Genomic DNA, 19,289 nt, shown 5'->3' on the forward strand with positions numbered 1-19,289 from the left:
GTCAGGCCACCTCCTGCCGGGATGCCAGCGCCGCGGCGATCAGGGAGAGCACGCCGTCCCAGCTGTGATGTTCGACGGCTGCGGCCCGGGCCTGGGTGCCCAGCCGTTCGCGGAGCGCGGCGTCCGCCGCCAGACGGTTCAGCGCGGCGGCGAACGCCGCCGGATCGTCGGCAGGGACCATCAGCCCGGTCCGTCCCTGCTCAATGATGGAGGGAATCTGGCCCACGGACGTGGCGATCACCGGCATGCCCGCTGCCAGGTATTCGTACACCTTCAAAGGCGAAAAATAATGGTCCTGGCCGGGTTCCGGCCGCGGATACGGTGCCGCCGCGGCGTCGCATTCGTGCAGCAGCCGCGGCACGGACTCCGGCAAAACCGCTCCGGTGAACTCGGCGTCCACGCCCAGCTGGGCGGCGAGCCGTTCGAGGTCCGGCCGGCCCGGCCCGTCGCCGATGATCCTCACAGTCCACCGGCCCGTGCCCTTGGGATCAGCGTTGGCCAGGGCCACCGCCTCGAGCAGGTCCGGAACCCCGTGCCACGGCTTGAGGGTGCCGGTGAAGGCCACCGTGAAGGGGCCCTGGTCCTGGATTCCCGCCTGCGGTCCCGCCCGCCGTCCGGATGGCCACGCACCAGCCGGCCGGGCGGTGATCCGGGAGGTGTTGACGCCGTTCGGCGCCAGCACGGTCCTGGCCTCGGGGACGCGCCGCTTCACCCACCGGAGCACGGGCTCGGAAACGCAGGCCACCGCGTCGGCGGCCAGGGCATTACGGCGGAGCGTTGATTCAGCGAGGTCAACATCAAAAAGCTGGCGGTAGCGCTGCTGCTCCTCGATCAGCGGTGCGTTGACCTCGAGGACGGCGGGGACCCCGAGCGCGCCGTTCACCACGGAAAGTGCCGGGCTGAACAGCGAATAGCGTTCGTAGACAACGTCGCAGCCGTCGCGGAGCACGGTGTCGGCGAGGGCAAGGGCCGCCTCTTCGAGGGCGCCCTCCCGCGCGGCCGGCTCTGCCCGGCGGGGCGGACGCTCGACGACATCGAGGCCGGCCAGGTCGGCCGGGCGGTCGTTCCCGGCGCGGACGCAGTACACCGTGACGCCGGCGCCGGCCCTGCGCCAGGCGCGCACGATCTCCTGGACATGGACGGAGGATCCCTTGGTGCCGAAGACGGGGACGCCGGGATCGGCGCAGACGTAGGCGACGCGCATCACGCCACCTTCCTTGCCTCGAGCGACAAGGCTCGGAGGGTCTCGGCCTGCTGCCGCACGTCGTAGTCCCGTTCGATCAGCGCGCGGGCATTACGGGCCAGCGACACCCTGTCCGTTGACGGTGCGCTCATGCGGCGGATGGCCTGGGCGAGCAGATGCGGATCGCCCGGCGTGGTCAGGATTCCCGTGCGTCCGTTGTGCACCACCTCGGGGATCCCGGTGACGGCGGTGGAGACGCAGGGAGCGCCGGTGGCCATGGCCTCCAGCAGAACCGTGGGCATCCCGTCTGCATTGCCGTCCGCCGCCACCACGCAGGGAGCAACGAATACGTCGCAGGACTGCAGCAGCTCGTGGACCTGGTCCTGGGTCTGCGGCCCCAGCAGCCTGACGTGGTCCGCCAGCCCCAGCTGTTCGACGGCGGACTGCAGTTCCGCGGCGAGCACCCCCGTTCCGGCGATTCTCAGGTCCAGGGGGACGCCCTGGGCGACGAGCTCGGCGGCGGCGGGCATCAGGTGCTGGAATCCCTTCTTTTCCACGAGCCGTCCGACGGCCGCCACCCGCACCGTGGCGCCGAGGGGCCGGGGGTCTCGGTACGGGAAGCGGTCGAGGTCCAGGCCGTTGCGCACGAGGTGGAGGCGGGAGGTGACGTCCGGGAAGCGGCGGCGCAGGAAGCGGAGGTTGTAGGCGCTGATGGTCACGGCATGGTGGGCCTGCGCAAACTTGGTCCGGAGATCGCCGTCGTCCGTGTCAACGAAGATGTCCACGGCATGGGCCGTGAAGGAATAGGGAATGCCGGTGATGGCCGAGGCCAGCCTCGCGACGCTCGTGGGGGTTGACGCGAAATGAACGTGCAGGTGCCTGATGTCCCGGTTCTGCAGGGCGACGGCGAGGTTGATGGCCTGGAGCGCATCGTTCGGGCCCGTGGTGGCCAGCTCCGCGAAAACCCGGGACACCGCCGGGGCGAGGTCGGCGGCTTCCGCGGCACGGAACGTCTCCCACACGCCCTCGGCGCTCTTCGGACGGGCGATATACGTCACGGGCGCCTTGACGCGTGCCAGTTCAGGATGGAATCGCGGGTCGTTGGGCGGACGGAGGGAGAAGATCTCAATCCTGTCCCCGGCGGCCTCGCGCGCCAGGATCTCGGAGACGATGAACGTCTCGGAGAACCGCGGGTACATTTTCAGGATGTAGGCGGTGGCCGGTTCAGATTGCAACATGCGCGGCGCCCTCCCGGATATGGCCCAGCGGGCGGGTGCCCGTGGATTCCAGCACGGGCAGCAGGAGACCGGCGGCCAGCTGGGGCACCCGGACCAGTCCGTTGAGCTGTGCGCGCCGGCGGTCCACCTTGGTGCCGAGCCGCTTTACGAGCCAGTCCGCGAGGATGGCGGGCGTCAGCGTGCCGATGTCGCGATGTTCCAGGTAGCCCGCGGCGGCGAGGGATTCGGCCCGGATCCGCTGCTCGGCGCGTGACTCGGTGCGCGGCACAATGAGGGCCGGGACCCTGGTGCTCAGGATTTCGCAGACCGTGTTGTAGCCGCCCATGGAAACGATGGCCTCGGCCTGGCGCATGTGGAGCACCATGTCGTCCAGGGTGTCGACGATTCGGGCGCCCGCCGTGGCGTGCCGGCGCAGATCGTTGAGCTGCTCGTCGGGCATCTGCGGTCCGGCAACAATCAGGTGGCCCACTCCCGGGGGCAGGGCGACGTCGGACGCTATTTTCGCCAGGGCATGGCCGTCGGCGCCGCCGCCGACCGTCGTCATGACATAAGGGCGCAGCATGCAGAGTTTCCCGGAACCCGGCGGCCGCCCTGCCGCAAGATAGCCGGTGTAGTGGATCAGTTTCCGGAAGGAGTGCGGAATTTCACCGGCGGCAACCGGATCGTGGACGGCAGGATCGCCGTAAACCCAGATGGCGTCAAACAGGGACTTTACGAGCCCTGCGCCGCCCTCACGGTCCCATTCAGCGATGGCCGCATCCGGCGAATCCAGGATTTCGCGCAGCCCCAGCACAACCCGCACCGGGCCGCCGGCCCGGGCCCGGCGCAGGGCCACTTCCAGTTCGCGGTGAATTCCGGTGGCGTGCCGGTCCACGACCACCAGATCGGGGCGGAAACTGCCCAGGACTGACTCCAGCAAGGAAGCCCGGAGCGACACCAGGTCCGGCATGGGAACGTCGAGGTTCCTTGGACGGTAGCCGCTGCGGCTCTTCTCAACGCCCGGCAGGATCACCCAATCCCAGCCGGGGGGAAGCTTGAATCCCGGGGCGAGCACCGTGCCGGAAACCAGGACCCCCGTCACCGCACGCCCGGTCAGGCCTGGAAGCTGGTTGCTCAGGGCATGGGCGAGGGCGAGATTGCGGCGCACGTGCCCGAGACCCAGGGAGTCGTGTGAATAAAGAACAATTCTTATGTGTTCCACGTGGGGCCCTCGCAGCATGCCGGATTCTCGGCGAGAATAGCGTTTGGTTTGGCAAGCCTTAATGACAAGACTTAATCGGGAATGAGGGAATCATTAAAGAACTCTCATAAATGTCCGTCCCGGCAAGGAATCATTAAAGAACTCTCATAAATGTCCCGGAGTATTTCGGACCATGCGCCGGCTAACAAGTTCCGGAACGTAATTCTTTACTGCCGGCGGCTTTTTCGTGCCTGGGCGGCGGGGGCCTGCGTGCATCCCTTCCGATAGCCGTCAGGCCGGCTCACGCGCAGTGGCCGCCGGGAGTCGGCGGTGACCGGCTGAGGTGTTGCCAGGTCCCTTTCTCTTGCGGCGGGAGTGAGGACGGGCACGCATCCGCAGTTGGCGCAAGCGGCACCGACGTGCGCAACGCGCTTTCCCGCAGCCAGTGGTCATCGCCCTGCGCGCCCGCCCACGCGGCTGTCTGCTGCTCGCTGAAGATGCCGGCGATTGGCGCCACGGAAGGGACGCTTCCCAGCGCCTCAGTGATCGCGGCGGGTACCGCGAGCTGTGCGGTGTGAGGGGGGAGCGGGTCACGGGCAAAGCCCGGGGTGGAGGCTGCCACGAACGTAGCGGCAGCGAGGAGTACCAGCACCGCGGCGTGGCGGAGACCTCTGCGTCTGCGCCTGCCCGAGGCAAAAACCAAGGGTATGAAGTAGCTGTGCATTGGTACCCCGCGACGATGGAGGGTGGGAGTTGAATCCCACGTTGCCACCGCTTTCCGTGGAGGTCAATGCTCTAATTGTACGTTTACCAGCAAAATAAATGCATCGATTTGCGAATCATGAAAAACGACGGCGGGATGGCCAGCCGTCGTTTTTCATGCGTTTCGTGCCGGGTTTAGTGCTGGCCGGGATTTCCTGCAATTGGCGGGACGGTGCCGGGGGTGCGGTCCGCATTTTCCGCCCGATCGGCAGCGCTCCGCGTGTCACTTGCAGCGGTTTCGTCCGAGTCCCCTTCGTCATCGATCAGGCCGTTGGTCTGGTCGAAGGGGTGGGCGATTGTCTCGTCCGTCAGCGGTGAACCGCCGGCGATTGATGTTTCGCCTGTGCCCGTGGCGCCTGCAGTTCCGGTATCCGGCGGGGTGGCCACCGGAGTGATCGGTTCGCTCGCAGCCGGAGCAGCCTCCGGGCTCTTGCCGCCCGCAGTCGCTGCGGTGGCCGCCGCTGCCGCCGCGGCCACTCCGGCGGCCGCCGCCACCTTGCCGGAAATGCCGGCCTTGCCGCTGTCACCGCGTGACTCGGCCGCATCTTCAACGCCCGGGGTGCCCACCGAGGCGCCTTCGTTGACGGAACCCCGCCACGCGCCGCTGGCGTACTCTTCGGCTTCGACGAATTGCTTGAACCTCTTGAGGTCGGCCTCCGCCTGGCGATCCACCACGTGGAGCTTCTCGCCCACCTTCTCCACCAGCCCTTCGGGCTCGTAGTCGATGACGAGCCGGATGGAGGTCTGCCCGCCGCCCACATCCTCAAATTCCACGGAACCGGCATTGGTGGCGCCCTCGGTGGCCGCCCAGGCCACCTTGCGGTCCGGCACCTGCTCGAGGATTTTCGCCTCCCATTTCCGCTTCAGGCCGGCGATCTCGGCAACCCACTCGAGGCGGTCGTCGCTAAGCTGCGTCACCTTCTTGACGCCGCCCATGAAATGCGGAAAGTCTTCGAACTGCGTCCACTGGTTGTACGCCGTGCTTACCGGTACGTTCACCAAAATGCGTTTCTCGACCCGCGTGCTCATAGTGTCTCCTTCGTCGACGTGAACAGACGATGACCAAACCAAGGTCATCAGCATGCTTACTATATCGTCGGCGACCCATCGCGGCCAGAGCAAAAGGAAGCCCCCGCGCGAATCCAGGGACTCAAGCACGGAGGCTTCCGGCACTCCGGTCTGGGGGGAAAGCGGAGAGCTTGGATTCAATGTACCGCCGCGTTCACCGCGTTGCGGCGGATTTGCCGGGTTTCGGGAATTCTTGACTAAACCTTGAGCACGCCGGAGTCGCCGATGGCTTGTGTCAGCCGGGCGAGCACCTCAGCCGGTGGCGCATCGGCGTCGATCTTCACGAAGTCGGTGTACTCGGGCAGCGAGCGGTAGGCGTCGCGAAGTGATTTCAGATCATCAAGGGATTCCTCGTCGGTGCCGCGCGCCACGATTCTCTCGTGCGCCCGTTCCGGGCTGACGTCCAGATTGACCACCAGGTCCGGGCGGGGCAGCGCGCCGATGAGGCGGGGAAGAAACCGTCCGCGCGGCAGGCCCCTGGTCCGGCGCAGTGCCAGCTGGCACTGGAGGTGGCGGTCCATGACCACCAGGCCGGGGAACTGCCGGGCCCGGGCATGGGACACCAGCACGTTCGCCACGCGGATGGCAGTTTCCCCGGCATCGGCCAGCCGGCCAGGGAGCCGAACGCCTAACCTGGCGCTGAGCAGCGACATCCTGCGCCGGCCGGCGTAGTTGCTGAGCAACAGCGCCTCCGTGCCCTGCGCGCGGGCCGCGGCAACCAGGGAGTGGGCGGCCGTCGTCTTTCCTGAGCCGTCAATTCCCGTCAGAACAATGATCAAGTGGCCTCCTTCCGCCACCAGTTCCAACGACGCGCGCCGCCGGATCGTCCCGGGATGAGGCATAACTCACTGTGGGTGCCACTGTGGGCACCGCCGGATTGGCGGTACTCACCGGCCGACGTTCCCGGCCGTGGTCAGCCCTGACGGGCCTTCATGCGCGGGTTCTTCTTGTTGATGACGAAGGTCCTGCCGCGGCGGCGGACCACCTGCGCGCCCGGCATTTTCTTCAGTGCCCGCAGCGAGTTCCGTACTTTCATGTGTTGCTCCATTGTTTGGGGTCATTGGGATGGGTTCCGTTGGGCTGTGTTTCGTTGGGTCCGGCGAGGCCGAACGGATCGCCCAGACCGGCAAAGCCGGCCTCCATTTCCGCATCGGTCAGTTCGCAGCCGGTCAGCAGCCGGGCGATCTCCTCCGGATCGATGTCTTCGCCGGTGGCCGCGAGGACAGTCCCGCGGTCGCCGAACTCCGGGTGCCAGTCCAGCCGCGCGTCCGAGTCCCTTGCCCGGTCCGCCGAGGGGGCGGCGTTCTGGTCGGCCAGCCACGGGCCGGTGTTCTCCAGCCAGACGCGCGGCCCGATTCCCTGGACGGCGATCCGGCATCCGGGGGCAGCCGCTATCCACAGCCGGCCGCGGAGCCAGCAGCATCCCTGCGCCAGCGTGGCCAGTGCGTGGCGGAACCGCTCGGGGTGGAGGGGGCGCTGAACCCGCTGCATGACGGTGGTGAACGGTGACGCGGACGGTCCTGCCGGGACCCGCACCGCGCCAAGGGCGGTCCTGCCGGCTGCCTCCGCGTAGTCATGCCTGCCCCGGCGAATGCTGCCCGCATCCTCCGTGATGTCCGCGTGCGGCGCCAGCTCGCGGAGCAGTTGCAGGCCGCGGGCGCGCCCTTCTGGGTCCACCGGGACAAGTTCGGGATCGGCCCAAAGGACCGTGTCGCTGAACTGCAGTTCTCCAATGAGGAACTCCCCGGGGGTCCGTCCGTCGTCAGGGACGGGAGTGAACCCGGACTCGAACAGGGTGTGGTGGTCCCAGATGTGGTCTTCCACGGCATCCGGCGCGCACGCGAGGACGGCGGCGTCGACCGTGAACTCGTGCGCGAGTCCCCGCTTCAGGGCATTGATGGCCGTCGACGAGGGAACGGCCGGCGGCAGCCCGACGATGATGTGGTCCTCGCCGAGTGCCAGCAGCCGCTCGACGGTGGGGACCACGTCCAGGCGCACCGTGCAGCTGAGGCAGCCGTGCTCCAGGAGGGTTTCTTCACGCTCGATGGGCCCGGACCGGCCGAAGACGCGGCGGATGACACGGCCGTTCTCGAGCAGGTCATGAAGGACGATGACGGCGTTGGGGTGGGCAGCGGCCAGGGCCTGGCACGCCTGCTGGCGGCACAGGGCATCGAGGGAGCTGACGACGGTGAGATGCATGGCTCCACTCTAATGAGAATGATTCTCAAATACAACCCGACACGGAGCAGGGGACGGCCGGACGCGCGAGCCAAACTTGAAAGTTCCATTAAGCGGTTAAACAATTCCGCAGTGCGGATGTAGCGTCCCGGAAACATCCGGTCCCTAGCGTTGCCTGTGACCGAACGGCGCTAGTGCCGCCCCACACCGATAGGCAACCAGATGAACCTCCCAGCGTCTCCTGCTGTCCAGGCACCGAAGAAGCCCTTCCATAAACAGCTGTTCTTCCAGATCCTCGTGGCGGTGTGCCTCGGAGTGCTGATCGGGCACTTCTGGCCGGGCCTCGGCTCGAGCCTGCGGCCCCTGGGCGACGGCTTCATCCAGCTGATCAAGATGATCATTGCGCCGTTGATCTTCCTGGTGATCGTCACCGGCATCTCGGCGGTGGGGGACGTCAAGGCCGTGGGCAGGGTCGGCGTGAAGGCCCTGGTGTACTTCACGGGCGCCACGCTGTTTGCGTTGCTCTTCGGGCTGATCGTGGGCAACGTGGTCCAGCCCGGCGCGGGCCTGAACATCGACCCGTCCTCGCTGTCCCAGGACGCGCTGGACGCCAAGACCGGGACCGCTCCGCCCAAGGATGCCGGCCAGTTCCTGCTGGGCATCATTCCCTCCAGCGTGGTGGGCGCCTTCGCCTCCAACAGCCTGCTGCAGGTGCTCTGCTTCTCGGTCTTCTTCGGCGCCGCGATCGTGGTGGTGGGCCGTGAACGCTGCCTGCCGGTGGTGAACCTGCTGGAGACGGTGCTGGAGCTGTTCTTCAGGATCATGGGCTGGGTCATGCGCGTGGCGCCGATCGGCGCGTTCGGGGCCATGGCGTTCATCATCGGCCAGTACGGGCTCGGTTCCCTGGGCACCTACGCGGTTCTCATCGCCGCGTGCTACGGCGCAGCCCTGGTCTTCATCGGGCTCCTGTTCCTCGTGGCGTGGGTCTATCCGCGGGTGCCGCTGTGGCAGTTCATCAGGTATTCGCGGGAGGAGTTCCTGCTGGCCCTGGGAACGGCTTCCACCGAGTCCGTCCTGCCGCGCATCATGACCAAACTGACCAACGCCGGCTGCTCGCGTGCCACCACCGGGCTGGTGGTTCCCACGGGATATTCGTTCAACCTCGACGGCGCGGCGCTGTACCTCTCCATCTCCCTGCTATTCCTTGCCCAGGCCTTCGGGCACAGCCTGGACCTCGGCCAGCAGCTCGCCGCCTTGGGCATCCTCATGCTCACCTCCAAGGGCATGGCGGGAGTGCCGGGCTCGGCCTTCCTGGCGCTCTCCGCCACTGCGGGCGCGCTGGGCATCTTCCCCGTGGCCGGCGTGGCACTGCTGCTGGGGGCGGATCGTGTCATGGATTCCATGCGGGTCGCCGTGAACTTGCTGGGCAACTGCGTGGCCACCTTCGTGGTGGCGAAGTGGGAGGGCCAGTTTGACCGGGAGGCCATGCTCGAGGCGTTCCGCGGGGGAGCCGGTGAAAGCTCGACGGCGGCCGGCTCGCCGGAGGTTCCTGCCGCCGTCGGCAGCGTGCCGGCGGACGCCGGCGAACGCGAGGTGCCCGAACCGGCGCGGTGACCCGCCGCCGTCGTGGGCTGGCAGCCGGCCCACGACGGCGGTCTCCGGCCCCCGCGGGCAGGGCCCCGACGCCGGTGGTTCTGCTACCTGACCCGCAGGACCACCTTGCCCAGTGCCCGCGACGTGGTGATGAACCGGTGGGCCTCGGCTGCCTCGGCGAGCGGAAACTGCTTGCCGATCACGGGCCGGATGGTTTGGGAGCGCAGCACGCTGTCCAGAGCGGCGTACGCCTCCTCGAACTCCGCCGGGGTCATGTTCCACAGGGCGGTGCCCCGTACGTCGGCTTCAGCCACCATGAGGGAACGCGGGCTGATCTGGACGGCCGGTATGCCCACGCCTCCGCTGGCCCCGTGGACCAGGACCACCTCGCCGGGGGAGCCGTGTCCGCGCTGGAACAGGGCGCGGTAGGCGGTGGTGTAGGGGACCCCGAGCGCCGCGCCCTCCTCGAATGACAGGTGGTCGGGGAGGGGGTGCACGATGCCGGCGTCGCACACCATCGTCTGGGCATAGGTCCCGAGCGTCCGCGCCGGGATGGTTGAGACCCAGACGCGGCTGCCCTTCTGCACGTGGGTCACGCCCGTGCCGGTGGCGGAAACCACGCCGGCGCCGTCGTATCCGGGCGCGAACGGCAGGTCGGGCTTGAGGAACTCGTAGTTGCCGGCCCGGACATGGGTGTCGGCGGGATTCACTCCGGCCGCATGGATTTCCACCGTGACCTGCCCGGGGCCCGGCTCGGCAACGGAACCGGCATCCACAAGCTGCAGGACGTCTTCGGCGCCGTGTTCCCGGATCTCGATTCGTTTCATCCGGGCTAGTCGGCCCGGTCTTCGAGCCCGTGCAGGAACCGGCGTACTTCGGCATTGAACGCCGCCGGCGCTTCCGCGCAGGCGAGATGCCCGACGTCGGGAATCACGGCGAGCGTTGACCCGGGAATCTGCCGGTGCATCTCGTGGGCGACGTTCAACGGTGACCGTACATCCTTTTCGCCGTAGAGGAGCAGGCTGGGAACCGTGATGGTGGGCAGGACGTCGCGGTAGTCGGCGTGGCCGCTGGCGTTCAGCACCGCGCGCATGCCTGCCGGGTGGAAATCGGCCATGATCCCGCTGACCTCGTTGACGACGGCCTGGTCGGCGTGTTCGGTGAAGAGCGTGGGCAGCCACACCGGAATGAATTTCTCCGGCGGCTGGTCGAGCTCGCTGAGCACCTGGGCGTTGCGCCGGTCCACTTCCTCCGGAGGCAGCGAACCTGCCCAACCTGCGTAAGCGGAAGCCAAGACCAGCGAAGACGGCAGCTCCGGATGCCCTCGATAGAGCTCCAGGGCAACCCCGGACCCCCACGACAGGCCGAGGACGCTGGGCCTTTCCGGCACAGCGGCCCGAAGAAAACCGGCAAGGGCGTTCCCAAAGTCTTCGCCCGAAAAGTCCGGCGGAGGGACAGCCGAATTGCCGCAGCCGGGAGCATCCCAGGCAACAACGGTGAACTCGTCCGACAACGCTTCCAGCTGCGGCCGCCAGATGCGGCTGTCTTCGTAGGCTCCATGCAACAGCACCAGTGCTGGCCCCCGGCCGGCGCGCTGGTAGGCGATACGCAATCCTGCAACTTCGACGGCGTCCATGAACCACCCCGTGTTCGCGTTGCGTACGGTCCGCCGGACGCGGCCGCCGGGTCCTTTTTCCGGACCTGAGGCAGATTCTAGACCTGAGGGATTCCGGCATCCATGGGCGGCCGGAGTGTCACGGTGGGGCCTACAGCCCCACGCTGCCGCGGACCACAGTGCGGCTGGCGCCGCCCACCCACATGGTTTCTGCTTCGCTGGTGACCGTGACCAGTCCGCCCCGCCCGAGGACCGTTCCCTGCCGGACGGTGTAGTCCGCGGCCACCACGCCCTCGCCGCGCAGCCATAGCGCCAAGCCGGCGTTGAGGCTTCCGGTTACGGGGTCCTCGGGCACGTCGAGACCGGGGGCAAAGGCGCGGACCTCGAAGTCCGCCGGACCGCCGTCCTCGAAGGCGCCGATGACGCCGACCATGAGGTCGCCCATGGCGGAGAAATCGGGCTTGAGGTCCACCACCTGCTGGGCCGTTGCCAGCCGGATTCCCAGCCATCCCGGGCCGTTGTCCACCCAGTTGCTGCCCAAGACCTGCTTATGGCCGATGCCGAGGCTTGCCACGGCCTGTTCGAGGGCGGCGGGTTCCACCGGGCCGGACCTGCGCAGGGGCGGCGCCGCGAAGGACAACCCGTCGTCCGCCCGCTTGACGTTGACTAGGCCGGCCCCGCATTCCTGCACGAGCCCTTCTTCGCCGCGGGGCTGGCCGCCGTTTTCCAGCCAGGCGTGGGCAGAGCCGAGGGTGGGATGCCCAGCGAACGGAATTTCTGCGCGCGGGGTGAAGATCCGGAGCCTGTAATCCGCGTCCGGATGGGACGGCCGCAGCAGGAAGGTGGTCTCCGACAGGTTGGTCCAGTTGGCGAAGCTTTGCATCTGTTCCGTGGACAGGCCATCGGCGTCATGGACCACGGCGACGGGGTTGCCCGGCTTCGGTCCCGGAGCAAAAACGTCCACTTGCGAGAAGGGGTATTCGTTGACGACGGCGGCCATGCTGCTCTTTCTCTCGGATTCGGCGGATCTTCTGGCGAAGCCCTCACCCACGGTAGGCGGGTGGCCGGACGCGGCACCATAGCCAATCTGCGAAAGTGGCCTCCGCTCCGTGGATTGCCGGCGGCGCCGCTGAGTCCGGCTTCAGTCCAGCTGTTCCGCCGGCTCGCGCGGAGTGGCGAGCCCGTCCACCACCTCGACGCCGGGCAGCTTGAGGAGTTCGGCGGGGGCGAGGACGATCTTGCTGGAGCGGTTCCCGCCGCCCATCACCACCCGGGGCGCGTCGAGGACGGCCCGGTCCATATAGATCGGGAGCCCTTCGATGCCGGCGGCGGTGACGCCGCCCACCAGCATGCCGGTCTGGGCCACGGTGGTTTCGGCGTCGGCCACCGCGGGCAGGAGGATCGTGTCAGTCAGAGGGGTTCTCTCTTCCGTTCAAAGCTGCGGGCGGCGCGCCCTTAGCGGGAGCGAATCGCATATGCGTCCTTTTGGGAACAAGACTACGTCCGGCCAGAATCTGGGGGTGAGGCAGTGCGTGACGGTGCGTCGTGGCTTCACCCGGCCCTGCGGACAATCGTCCTGGGAACGCTGCTCGCGGCACGTATCACCCAGCGGGGAACTACGCCGGGACGTCGTAAAGCTGATCAAACGCTAAGTCCTCCATGGACGACAGGAGCGACCAATTCAGTCACATCGTTGCCTATCGGGCATCATATGTTGCATAGTGGGTCGTGTGATTGGAATCACTCCGATCACCTGCCGGTTAGCCCGGCGGCAGTCTTTGGCCGGCACGGCAGTCCCGACCAGACAGTGGAGAACAATGAGCCTGCAATTAACCCCGGAAGAAATCACTTCGGCAGCGTCCCGGATCGTCACGGCCTATTCCGCCATGGACGACGACGCATACTTCGCCTCTTTCGATCCGCAGGCCACCTTCATCTTCCACGGGACCCCTGAACGGCTCACCAGCCGGGACGACTACGAAGCGCAGTGGCGCACCTGGATGTCCGAAGGATGGAAAGTGATCAGCTGTCATAGCAGTGATCCGTTCATCCAGATCTGCGGCACAACCGCGGTCTTTTCCCACAGCGTGGCAACCACCACCGAGGAACAGGGACAGCGGACAACCACTGAGGAACGGGAGACCATCGTGTTCACCCGGTCCGGTTCCAGCGGCATCCTGGCCGTTCACGAGCACCTCTCACTCAACACTTTCTGATCACGGAGTCGACCAATGACCTCAGAAGCATCCGACCAGCCCAAGGCGCGGCCCGGCGCACCCCTGATCGAGATACGCTCCATCGACTGGGTTCCCGATAACGAACGGCACGGGAAGCTATGGCACCAGACGCCGCTCTGGTTCCTGGGCAACTTCCAATATTTCTCCATCCCGATCGGTTTCATCGGCCCCTCGATGGGCCTGAGCCTGGGATGGACCGTCGTCGCCAGCGTCCTTGGCATCGCGGTCGGAACCGTCTTTATGGCCTTCCATGCCTCTCAAGGCCCCACTATGGGCCTTCCGCAGATGATCCAGTCGCGGGCCCAGTTCGGGTACCGGGGCGTTGTGATTCCTTTGATTGCCACCCTGTTCACCTATGTGGCTTTTAACGTGGTTGACACGGTGCTCCTCAGTGACGGCTTAAACAGCGCCTTTGGCTGGAGCCCGGCCATCATCGCCGTCGTAGCGGCCCTCGGCGCGGCGGCGCTTGCGATTTTTGGCCACGACTGGGTACACAAGGCCTTCCGCGTGCTGCTCTACGTTTCCCTGCCGCTCATGCTGATCCTGACCATCGGAGTCATCACCGGCAACGCCGGCGGAGCCGAAAGCACCACTGAGTACGGCTTCAACTGGGGTGCGTTCATGGCGCAGTTCGCCGCGGCAGCAGCGTACAACATCACCTACGCACCTTACGTTTCCGACTATTCGCGCTACCTGCCGTCCAAGACCAGGAGCCGGTCCGTTATCGCTGCCGTCTTCTTCGGCGCATCCTCCTCCGCGATCTGGCTGATCATCCTCGGGGCCTGGCTGGCAATCCGGCTCGGTGCCACCGACGGCCTCGCCGGGCTCCAGCTGGCCGGAAACACCGTGTTCGTCCACCTTGGCGACGCCACCGCGCTGCTTTCGGCCCTCGCTCTGGCAGCCACCATGGGAATGAACGCCTACGGCGGGATGCTCACCGTGCTGACCACCATCGATTCCATCCGGCCCATCAAACCGACCCGCAAAGCCCGGATCATCACCGTCCTCATCCTGACTGCGGCGTGGTACCTCATTGCCAGCACGATCACCTCGGGGGCGGTTGCCACAGTCTTCTCCGCACTGACCCTGATGTTGTATCTGCTGGTTCCCTGGACGGCTACGAACCTTGTCGATTACTTCCTTGTCCGCAAGGGCCATTACGCCATCACCGACCTGTTCACCCCCAAGGGCATTTACGGAGTCTGGGCGTGGCGTGGTCTGGTCGCCTTCGCTATCGGTCTCCTGGCTGAAATCCCGTTCATGGTGCTGCCCCAGATCGGTTCCTGGAGCTACACCGGGCCAATTGCCGAGGCACTTGGCGGTGTCGACATCGCCTGGCTCGTCGGACTTCTGGTCACCTCGGTCGTCTACTTCCTGCTTAGCCGCTCGCTGGACCTTGCCGGGGAAGGCGCCGCAATGGCCCGCAGCGAGCAGCAACTCGGCCATGGTGCGCCAGTAGCGACGATGAGGCATTGATTACAGGAACGGCAACACACTCCGGACCAACGCCAAGGAAGCCTTAGACCAATGGCAACCACCCGCGCGCGCGTTTCGTCTGCCACTCCGATCTTCGCATCGTCAACGGGGACTGGCCGCCGACAAGCCACTCGTCCTGGGACACGAAGCCGCCGGAATAATCAGGGAAACCGGACCGGACGTGGACGGTGTTTCCGTGGGCGACCATGTCGTCCTGTCCTGGTTCGCACCGTGCGGCCGCTGCCGCAACTGCGCGGGAGACGCGCCGCCCCTGTTCACGGCCCCGCCGTCGGGCATCGCTCGGAATGCCTGTTCAAAGCCTCCGCCTGCGCGCCGTCCCGGACCGAAAGGAAGTGGCGGCTGCTCACCGGCAGCCACATCAGCACCGCGCCGGCCAGCGTCAGCACCAAACCGGCCAGGATCAGCGCCGACTGGGCCAGCGGCGCAGCCAGCACGGACACGACGGCGGCCGCCGTCAGGAGGAGGCGCGCCCACCCCGCCCCGTGCTGCAGCTGGACTGCGGCCCACACCTGCAGGGCAGTCAGCGGCACCGCGAACGCCACGATGAAGGGGACCGCCCAGTCAGGCATGGACTGGCCGAACTTGATTCCTGCCACGTCTAGGATGACCGGCACGATGCCGAACACCACGGCGCTGGTGAGCCAGCACGCCGTCGATATTCGGATGGCCGCCGGTATGTCCCCGGGCGCGCCGGAATCCAAACGCTGTTCCCCCAATGAAGTCCCCAATCTTCAACATGCGGTCACCGCGGTTTTCCGGCGGTGACCACAGCCTACAGGGGAGGCCGGTCGGCGGCCCGGTTGATGGCCCCCGCCCGGAGCCCGAGCCCGGCCGGACCCGCCCCGTCCCAGCCCGTCCCAAGCCGCCGGACGTAAACTGGCCTTCGAATCACTTCGAGTGACGTGGAGTCCGGATGCTCTGGAAGCTGCTCGTTGAATACCTGCGGCCGCAGCGGCGGCTGCTGATCGCCGTCGTCGTTTTCCAGCTGGCGCAGTCCATCGCCTCGCTGTACCTGCCCACGCTGAACGCGGACATCATCGACGAAGGCGTGGCCAAGGGGGACACCGGCTACATCCTGCGGGTGGGCAGCCTCATGCTGTTCATCACCCTGCTGCAGATCGCCTGCGCCGTCACCGCCGTGTACTTCGGCGCGAAGGCCGCGATGGGCATGGGGCGGGACCTGCGCGGGGCCATCTTCACCCGGGTGGGGGAGTTCTCCGAGCAGGAAGTCACCCGGTTCGGCGCCCCGAGCCTCATCACCCGCTCCACCAACGACGTCCAGCAGGTCCAGCAGCTGGTGCTGATGTCCGCCACGCTCATGGTGGCCGCGCCCATGCTCAGCATCGGCGGGGTGATCATGGCCATCCGGCAGGACGTGCAGCTGTCCTGGCTGATCGCCGTCAGCGTGCCGGTGCTGCTGATCGGCGTCGGCATCATCATCAGCCGGATGGTGCCGCTGTTCCGCAGCATGCAGGTCCGGATCGACACCGTCAACCGCGTGCTCCGCGAGCAGCTGGCCGGCATCCGCGTGGTCCGGGCCTTCGTCCGGGAGGACCTGGAGACCGCCCGGTTCGCGCAGGCCAACGACGACGTCACGGACACCGCCCTGCGCGCCGGCCGGCTGATGGCGCTCGCCTTCCCCGTGGTGATGCTGGTGCTCAACGTCTCCAGCGTGGCGGTGATCTGGTTCGGCGCGTTCCGGATCGAGGACGGCTCCATGCAGGTGGGCACGCTCATCGCGTTCCTCAGCTACCTGCTGCAGATCCTGATGTCAGTCATGATGGCCACGTTCATGGCCGTAATGATCCCGCGCGCCGCCGTGTCCGCTGACCGGATCGGCGAGGTGCTCGAGATGGAATCGTCCGTGCGCCCGCCGGCCCACCCGAGGCGCTTTGGCGCTTCCGACGGCGTCGGCCGCGGCGAGCTGGAAATGCGCGGCGTCGTTTTCGCCTACCCGGGCGCCCAGCAGCCCGTCCTCAGCGGCATCACGTTCACCGCCCGCGCGGGGCAGACGACGGCGATCATCGGCAGCACGGGGTCGGGGAAAACCACGCTGGTGAACCTGATGCCGCGGCTCTTCGACGCCACCGGCGGCGCGGTGCTCATGGGCGGGGTGGACGTGCGCGAGCTGCATCCGGATCTGCTGTGGGGGCACATCGGCCTGGTCCCGCAGCGGCCGTACCTGTTCTCCGGGACGGTGCGCAGCAACCTGCTTTACGGCAAGCCGGACGCCACGGAGGACGAGCTCTGGGGCGCGCTGGCCACGGCCCAGGCGCAGGACTTCGTCCGGGAGATGGAGGGCGGCCTGGATGCGCCCATCTCGCAGGGCGGCACCAACGTGTCCGGCGGGCAGCGGCAGCGGCTGGCCATTGCCCGGGCGCTCGTGAAGCGGCCGGAGCTGTATATCTTCGACGACTCGTTCTCGTCGCTGGACACCGCCACGGACGCCCGGCTCCGCCAGGCCCTCAAGCACGACACCTCCGGAGCCACCCTAGTGGTCATCGCCCAGCGGGTGTCCAGCATCCTGGACGCGGACCAGATCCTGGTGCTCGACGACGGCCGGATCGTCGGGCGCGGAACGCACGGCGAGCTGCTGGAGACATCCGAGACGTACCGCGAGATCGTGTCCTCGCAGCTGGCGGCGGAGGAGGCGGCATGAGCACCTCAAGCCGCACCGGGCAGACCCCGGGAAGCGGGCCGTCCGCCGTCGGGCGTTCTGCGGGTGCCACCGCGGGGAGCGCGGAACGTCCCGCGGGCCCGCCGCGGCCGCCGATGGGCCCGGGCAGGGGCGGGCCGTTCGCCGGGATGAACGTCCCCGCGGAGAAGGCGATGAACTTCGGGCCGTCGGCCCGGCGGCTGCTGGGGACGCTGCATCCCGAGCGGCTGTGGCTGGTGCTGGTCCTGGCGCTGGCCGTGGCGAGCGTGGCGTTCTCGGTGATCGGGCCGCGGCTGCTGGGGGAGGGCACCAACCTGATCTTCGCCGGCGTAGTGTCCAAGGACCTGCCGGCCGGGATGAGCAAGGACGAGGTGATCGCGGGGCTGCGGGCGGCCGGCGAGAATTCGCAGGCGGACATGCTCGGCGCCATGGCGCTGACGCCGGGGACGGGCATCGACTTCGCGGCGCTGTTCTCGGTGCTGCTGTGGGCGCTGGCGCTGTATGTGCTGGCATCGGCGTTCGGCTGGATCCAGGCGTACGTGCTCAACGGCGTGGTGCAGCGGACGGTGTACCGGCTGCGCGAGCAGATCGAGGCGAAGATCCACCGGCTGCCGCTGCGCTACTTCGATTCGATCCAGCGCGGCGAGCTGCTCAGCCGGGTGACGAACGACGTGGACAACATCTCGCAGAGCCTGCAGCAGTCGATCTCCCAGGCGGTGACGTCGCTGCTCACCGTGGTGGGCGTGCTGGTGATGATGTTCCTGCTTTCGCCGGTGCTGGCGCTGATTGCGCTGGTGACGGTGCCGCTGACGCTGGTGACCACGGCGCTGATCGCCAAGAGGTCGCAGAAGCTGTTCGTGGCGCAGTGGAAGCACACGGGGGAGCTGAACGGGCAGATCGAGGAGACGTACACGGGGCACGCGCTGGTGAAGGTGTTCGGCCGGCAGCGGGAGGTGGAGGAGCGGTTCCGGCAGAAGAACGGGGAGCTGTTCGCGGCGAGCTTCGGGGCGCAGTTCATCAGCGGCCTGATCATGCCGGCGCTGACGTTCATCGGGAACCTGGTGTACGTGGGGATCGCCGTGGTGGGCGGGCTGCAGGTGGCGTCCGGGGCGATGCAGCTGGGCGACGTGCAGGCCTTCATTCAGTACTCGCGGCAGTTCACCCAGCCGCTGGCCCAGCTGGGGTCCATGGCCAACCTGCTGCAGTCCGGGGTGGCGTCCGCGGAGCGGGTGTTCGAGCTGCTGGACACGGACGAGCAATTGCCGGACCCTGTGCCTGGTTGTTCGCCGGACGGCGGGCGGGGGCGGCTGGTGTTCGAGAACGTCTCGTTCTCCTATTCGCCGGACAGGCCCTTGATTTCTTCCCTCAGTCTCGTGGCCGAGCCTGGCCAGACCGTGGCAATTGTCGGCCCGACCGGCGCGGGCAAGACCACCCTGGTGAACCTGATGATGCGGTTCTACGAGCTGGATGCGGGGCGGATAACGCTCGACGGCGTGGACGTCACCGCGATGACGCGGCACGAGCTGCGCTCGCGGATGGGCATGGTGCTGCAGGACACGTGGCTGTTCGGCGGGACGATCCGGGACAACATCGCGTACGGGCGGCCTACTGCTACTGAAGCCGAGATTTTGGAGGCTGCTCAGGCCACGTACGTGGACCGGTTCGTGCACTCGCTGCCGGAGGGATACGACACCGTGCTGGAGGACGAGGGCTCCAATGTGTCCGCCGGCGAGAAGCAGCTGCTGACGATTGCCCGGGCGTTCCTGGCCCAGCCTTCGGTGCTGATCCTGGACGAGGCGACCAGCTCGGTGGACACGCGCACGGAGGTGCTGGTGCAGAAGGCGATGAGCGCTTTGAGGTCCGACCGGACGAGCTTCGTGATCGCGCACCGGCTGTCCACGATCCGCGACGCTGACCTCATCCTGGTGATGGAGGCAGGGCAGATCGTGGAGCAGGGGACGCACGCTTCCTTGCTGGAGGCGGGCGGGGCGTACTCGGCGCTGTATGCGGCGCAGTTCGCGGCTCCGGTGGCGGAGGTTTAGGGACGGCCGTCTCAAGCGCAGAAGGTTGCGACAGTGGCTG

17 protein-coding genes and 1 pseudogene are annotated in these 19,289 nt (G+C 67.3%); 6 read left to right on the plus strand and 12 right to left on the minus strand.

The features are described 5' to 3' along the window. Position 1 precedes the first annotated feature (1 nt). The 7 genes from J7I89_RS00985 to J7I89_RS01015 form a co-directional block, all read right to left on the minus strand. On the minus strand, positions 2-1,204 hold the full coding sequence (locus J7I89_RS00985; RefSeq protein WP_214966656.1) for a glycosyltransferase family 4 protein: 1,203 nt from the start codon (positions 1,202-1,204) through the stop codon (positions 2-4). Then, positions 1,204-2,421, minus strand: coding sequence for a glycosyltransferase (locus J7I89_RS25535; protein ID WP_214966568.1), 1,218 nt, complete (start codon positions 2,419-2,421; stop codon positions 1,204-1,206). The genes J7I89_RS00985 and J7I89_RS25535 overlap by 1 nt, the downstream gene beginning before the upstream one ends. Continuing rightward, positions 2,408-3,622: a glycosyltransferase family protein gene (locus J7I89_RS00995; protein WP_214966569.1), complete on the minus strand. Its 1,215-nt coding sequence runs from the start codon at positions 3,620-3,622 to the stop codon at positions 2,408-2,410. Before J7I89_RS00995 ends, J7I89_RS25535 begins: the two co-directional genes overlap by 14 nt. 876 nt (positions 3,623-4,498) lie before the next feature. Further along, positions 4,499-5,392, minus strand: a complete 894-nt coding sequence (locus J7I89_RS01000) for an SRPBCC family protein (protein ID WP_214966570.1) — start codon at positions 5,390-5,392, stop codon at positions 4,499-4,501. Between the two features lie 236 nt (positions 5,393-5,628). Then, positions 5,629-6,210: an AAA family ATPase gene (locus J7I89_RS01005; protein ID WP_214966571.1), complete on the minus strand. Its 582-nt coding sequence runs from the start codon at positions 6,208-6,210 to the stop codon at positions 5,629-5,631. Between the two features lie 134 nt (positions 6,211-6,344). After that, entirely contained in the window at positions 6,345-6,467 is a 123-nt protein-coding gene (ykgO, locus tag J7I89_RS01010) for a type B 50S ribosomal protein L36 (RefSeq protein WP_056624948.1), read from the minus strand. Beyond that, on the minus strand, positions 6,464-7,630 hold the full coding sequence (locus J7I89_RS01015; protein WP_214966572.1) for a GTP-binding protein: 1,167 nt from the start codon (positions 7,628-7,630) through the stop codon (positions 6,464-6,466). The genes ykgO and J7I89_RS01015 overlap by 4 nt, the downstream gene beginning before the upstream one ends. Before the next feature lie 201 nt (positions 7,631-7,831). On the opposite strand from J7I89_RS01015, the gene J7I89_RS01020 reads away from it, so the two are divergent. Then, entirely contained in the window at positions 7,832-9,223 is a 1,392-nt protein-coding gene (locus J7I89_RS01020) for a cation:dicarboxylate symporter family transporter (RefSeq protein ID WP_214966573.1), read from the plus strand. A gap of 83 nt (positions 9,224-9,306) precedes the next feature. Here the strand turns inward: J7I89_RS01020 and J7I89_RS01025 are convergent, their stop codons facing one another. From J7I89_RS01025 to J7I89_RS01040, 4 genes are all read right to left on the minus strand, one after another. Then, complete coding sequence (locus J7I89_RS01025; protein WP_214966574.1) at positions 9,307-10,029, minus strand: alcohol dehydrogenase catalytic domain-containing protein; 723 nt, start codon at positions 10,027-10,029, stop codon at positions 9,307-9,309. A gap of 5 nt (positions 10,030-10,034) precedes the next feature. After that, on the minus strand, positions 10,035-10,838 hold the full coding sequence (locus J7I89_RS01030; RefSeq protein WP_214966575.1) for an alpha/beta fold hydrolase: 804 nt from the start codon (positions 10,836-10,838) through the stop codon (positions 10,035-10,037). Positions 10,839-10,968: 130 nt separating this feature from the next. Beyond that, on the minus strand, positions 10,969-11,817 hold the full coding sequence (locus tag J7I89_RS01035; protein ID WP_214966576.1) for a PhzF family phenazine biosynthesis protein: 849 nt from the start codon (positions 11,815-11,817) through the stop codon (positions 10,969-10,971). A gap of 141 nt (positions 11,818-11,958) precedes the next feature. Next, positions 11,959-12,204, minus strand: a complete 246-nt coding sequence (locus J7I89_RS01040; RefSeq protein ID WP_214966577.1) for a YbaK/EbsC family protein — start codon at positions 12,202-12,204, stop codon at positions 11,959-11,961. 430 nt (positions 12,205-12,634) lie between these two features. Here J7I89_RS01040 and J7I89_RS01045 point away from each other — a divergent pair, with 430 nt between their 5' ends. The 3 genes and pseudogenes from J7I89_RS01045 to J7I89_RS25870 form a co-directional block, all read left to right on the plus strand. Then, positions 12,635-13,033, plus strand: a complete 399-nt coding sequence (locus tag J7I89_RS01045; RefSeq protein ID WP_214966578.1) for a nuclear transport factor 2 family protein — start codon at positions 12,635-12,637, stop codon at positions 13,031-13,033. Between the two features lie 15 nt (positions 13,034-13,048). Continuing rightward, positions 13,049-14,530: a cytosine permease gene (locus tag J7I89_RS01050; RefSeq protein WP_214966579.1), complete on the plus strand. Its 1,482-nt coding sequence runs from the start codon at positions 13,049-13,051 to the stop codon at positions 14,528-14,530. 112 nt (positions 14,531-14,642) lie between these two features. Continuing rightward, positions 14,643-14,786, plus strand: a pseudogene (locus J7I89_RS25870) (alcohol dehydrogenase catalytic domain-containing protein); the annotation flags it as partial. A gap of 19 nt (positions 14,787-14,805) precedes the next feature. On the opposite strand, the gene J7I89_RS01060 reads toward J7I89_RS25870, so the two are convergent. Then, positions 14,806-15,252, minus strand: coding sequence for a hypothetical protein (locus J7I89_RS01060; protein ID WP_214966580.1), 447 nt, complete (start codon positions 15,250-15,252; stop codon positions 14,806-14,808). A gap of 212 nt (positions 15,253-15,464) precedes the next feature. On the opposite strand from J7I89_RS01060, the gene J7I89_RS01065 reads away from it, so the two are divergent. Further along, the gene (locus tag J7I89_RS01065; RefSeq protein WP_214966581.1) at positions 15,465-17,210 is read left to right on the plus strand and encodes an ABC transporter ATP-binding protein; all 1,746 of its coding nucleotides are present in this window, start codon (positions 15,465-15,467) and stop codon (positions 17,208-17,210) included. Beyond that, the gene (locus tag J7I89_RS01070) at positions 17,207-19,249 is read left to right on the plus strand and encodes an ABC transporter ATP-binding protein (RefSeq protein ID WP_285290161.1); all 2,043 of its coding nucleotides are present in this window, start codon (positions 17,207-17,209) and stop codon (positions 19,247-19,249) included. The genes J7I89_RS01065 and J7I89_RS01070 overlap by 4 nt, the downstream gene beginning before the upstream one ends. Positions 19,250-19,289 lie beyond the last annotated feature (40 nt).

Origin of the sequence: Arthrobacter sp. ISL-5 (assembly GCF_018613835.1) — a bacterium.
GTDB lineage: Bacteria > Actinomycetota > Actinomycetes > Actinomycetales > Micrococcaceae > Arthrobacter.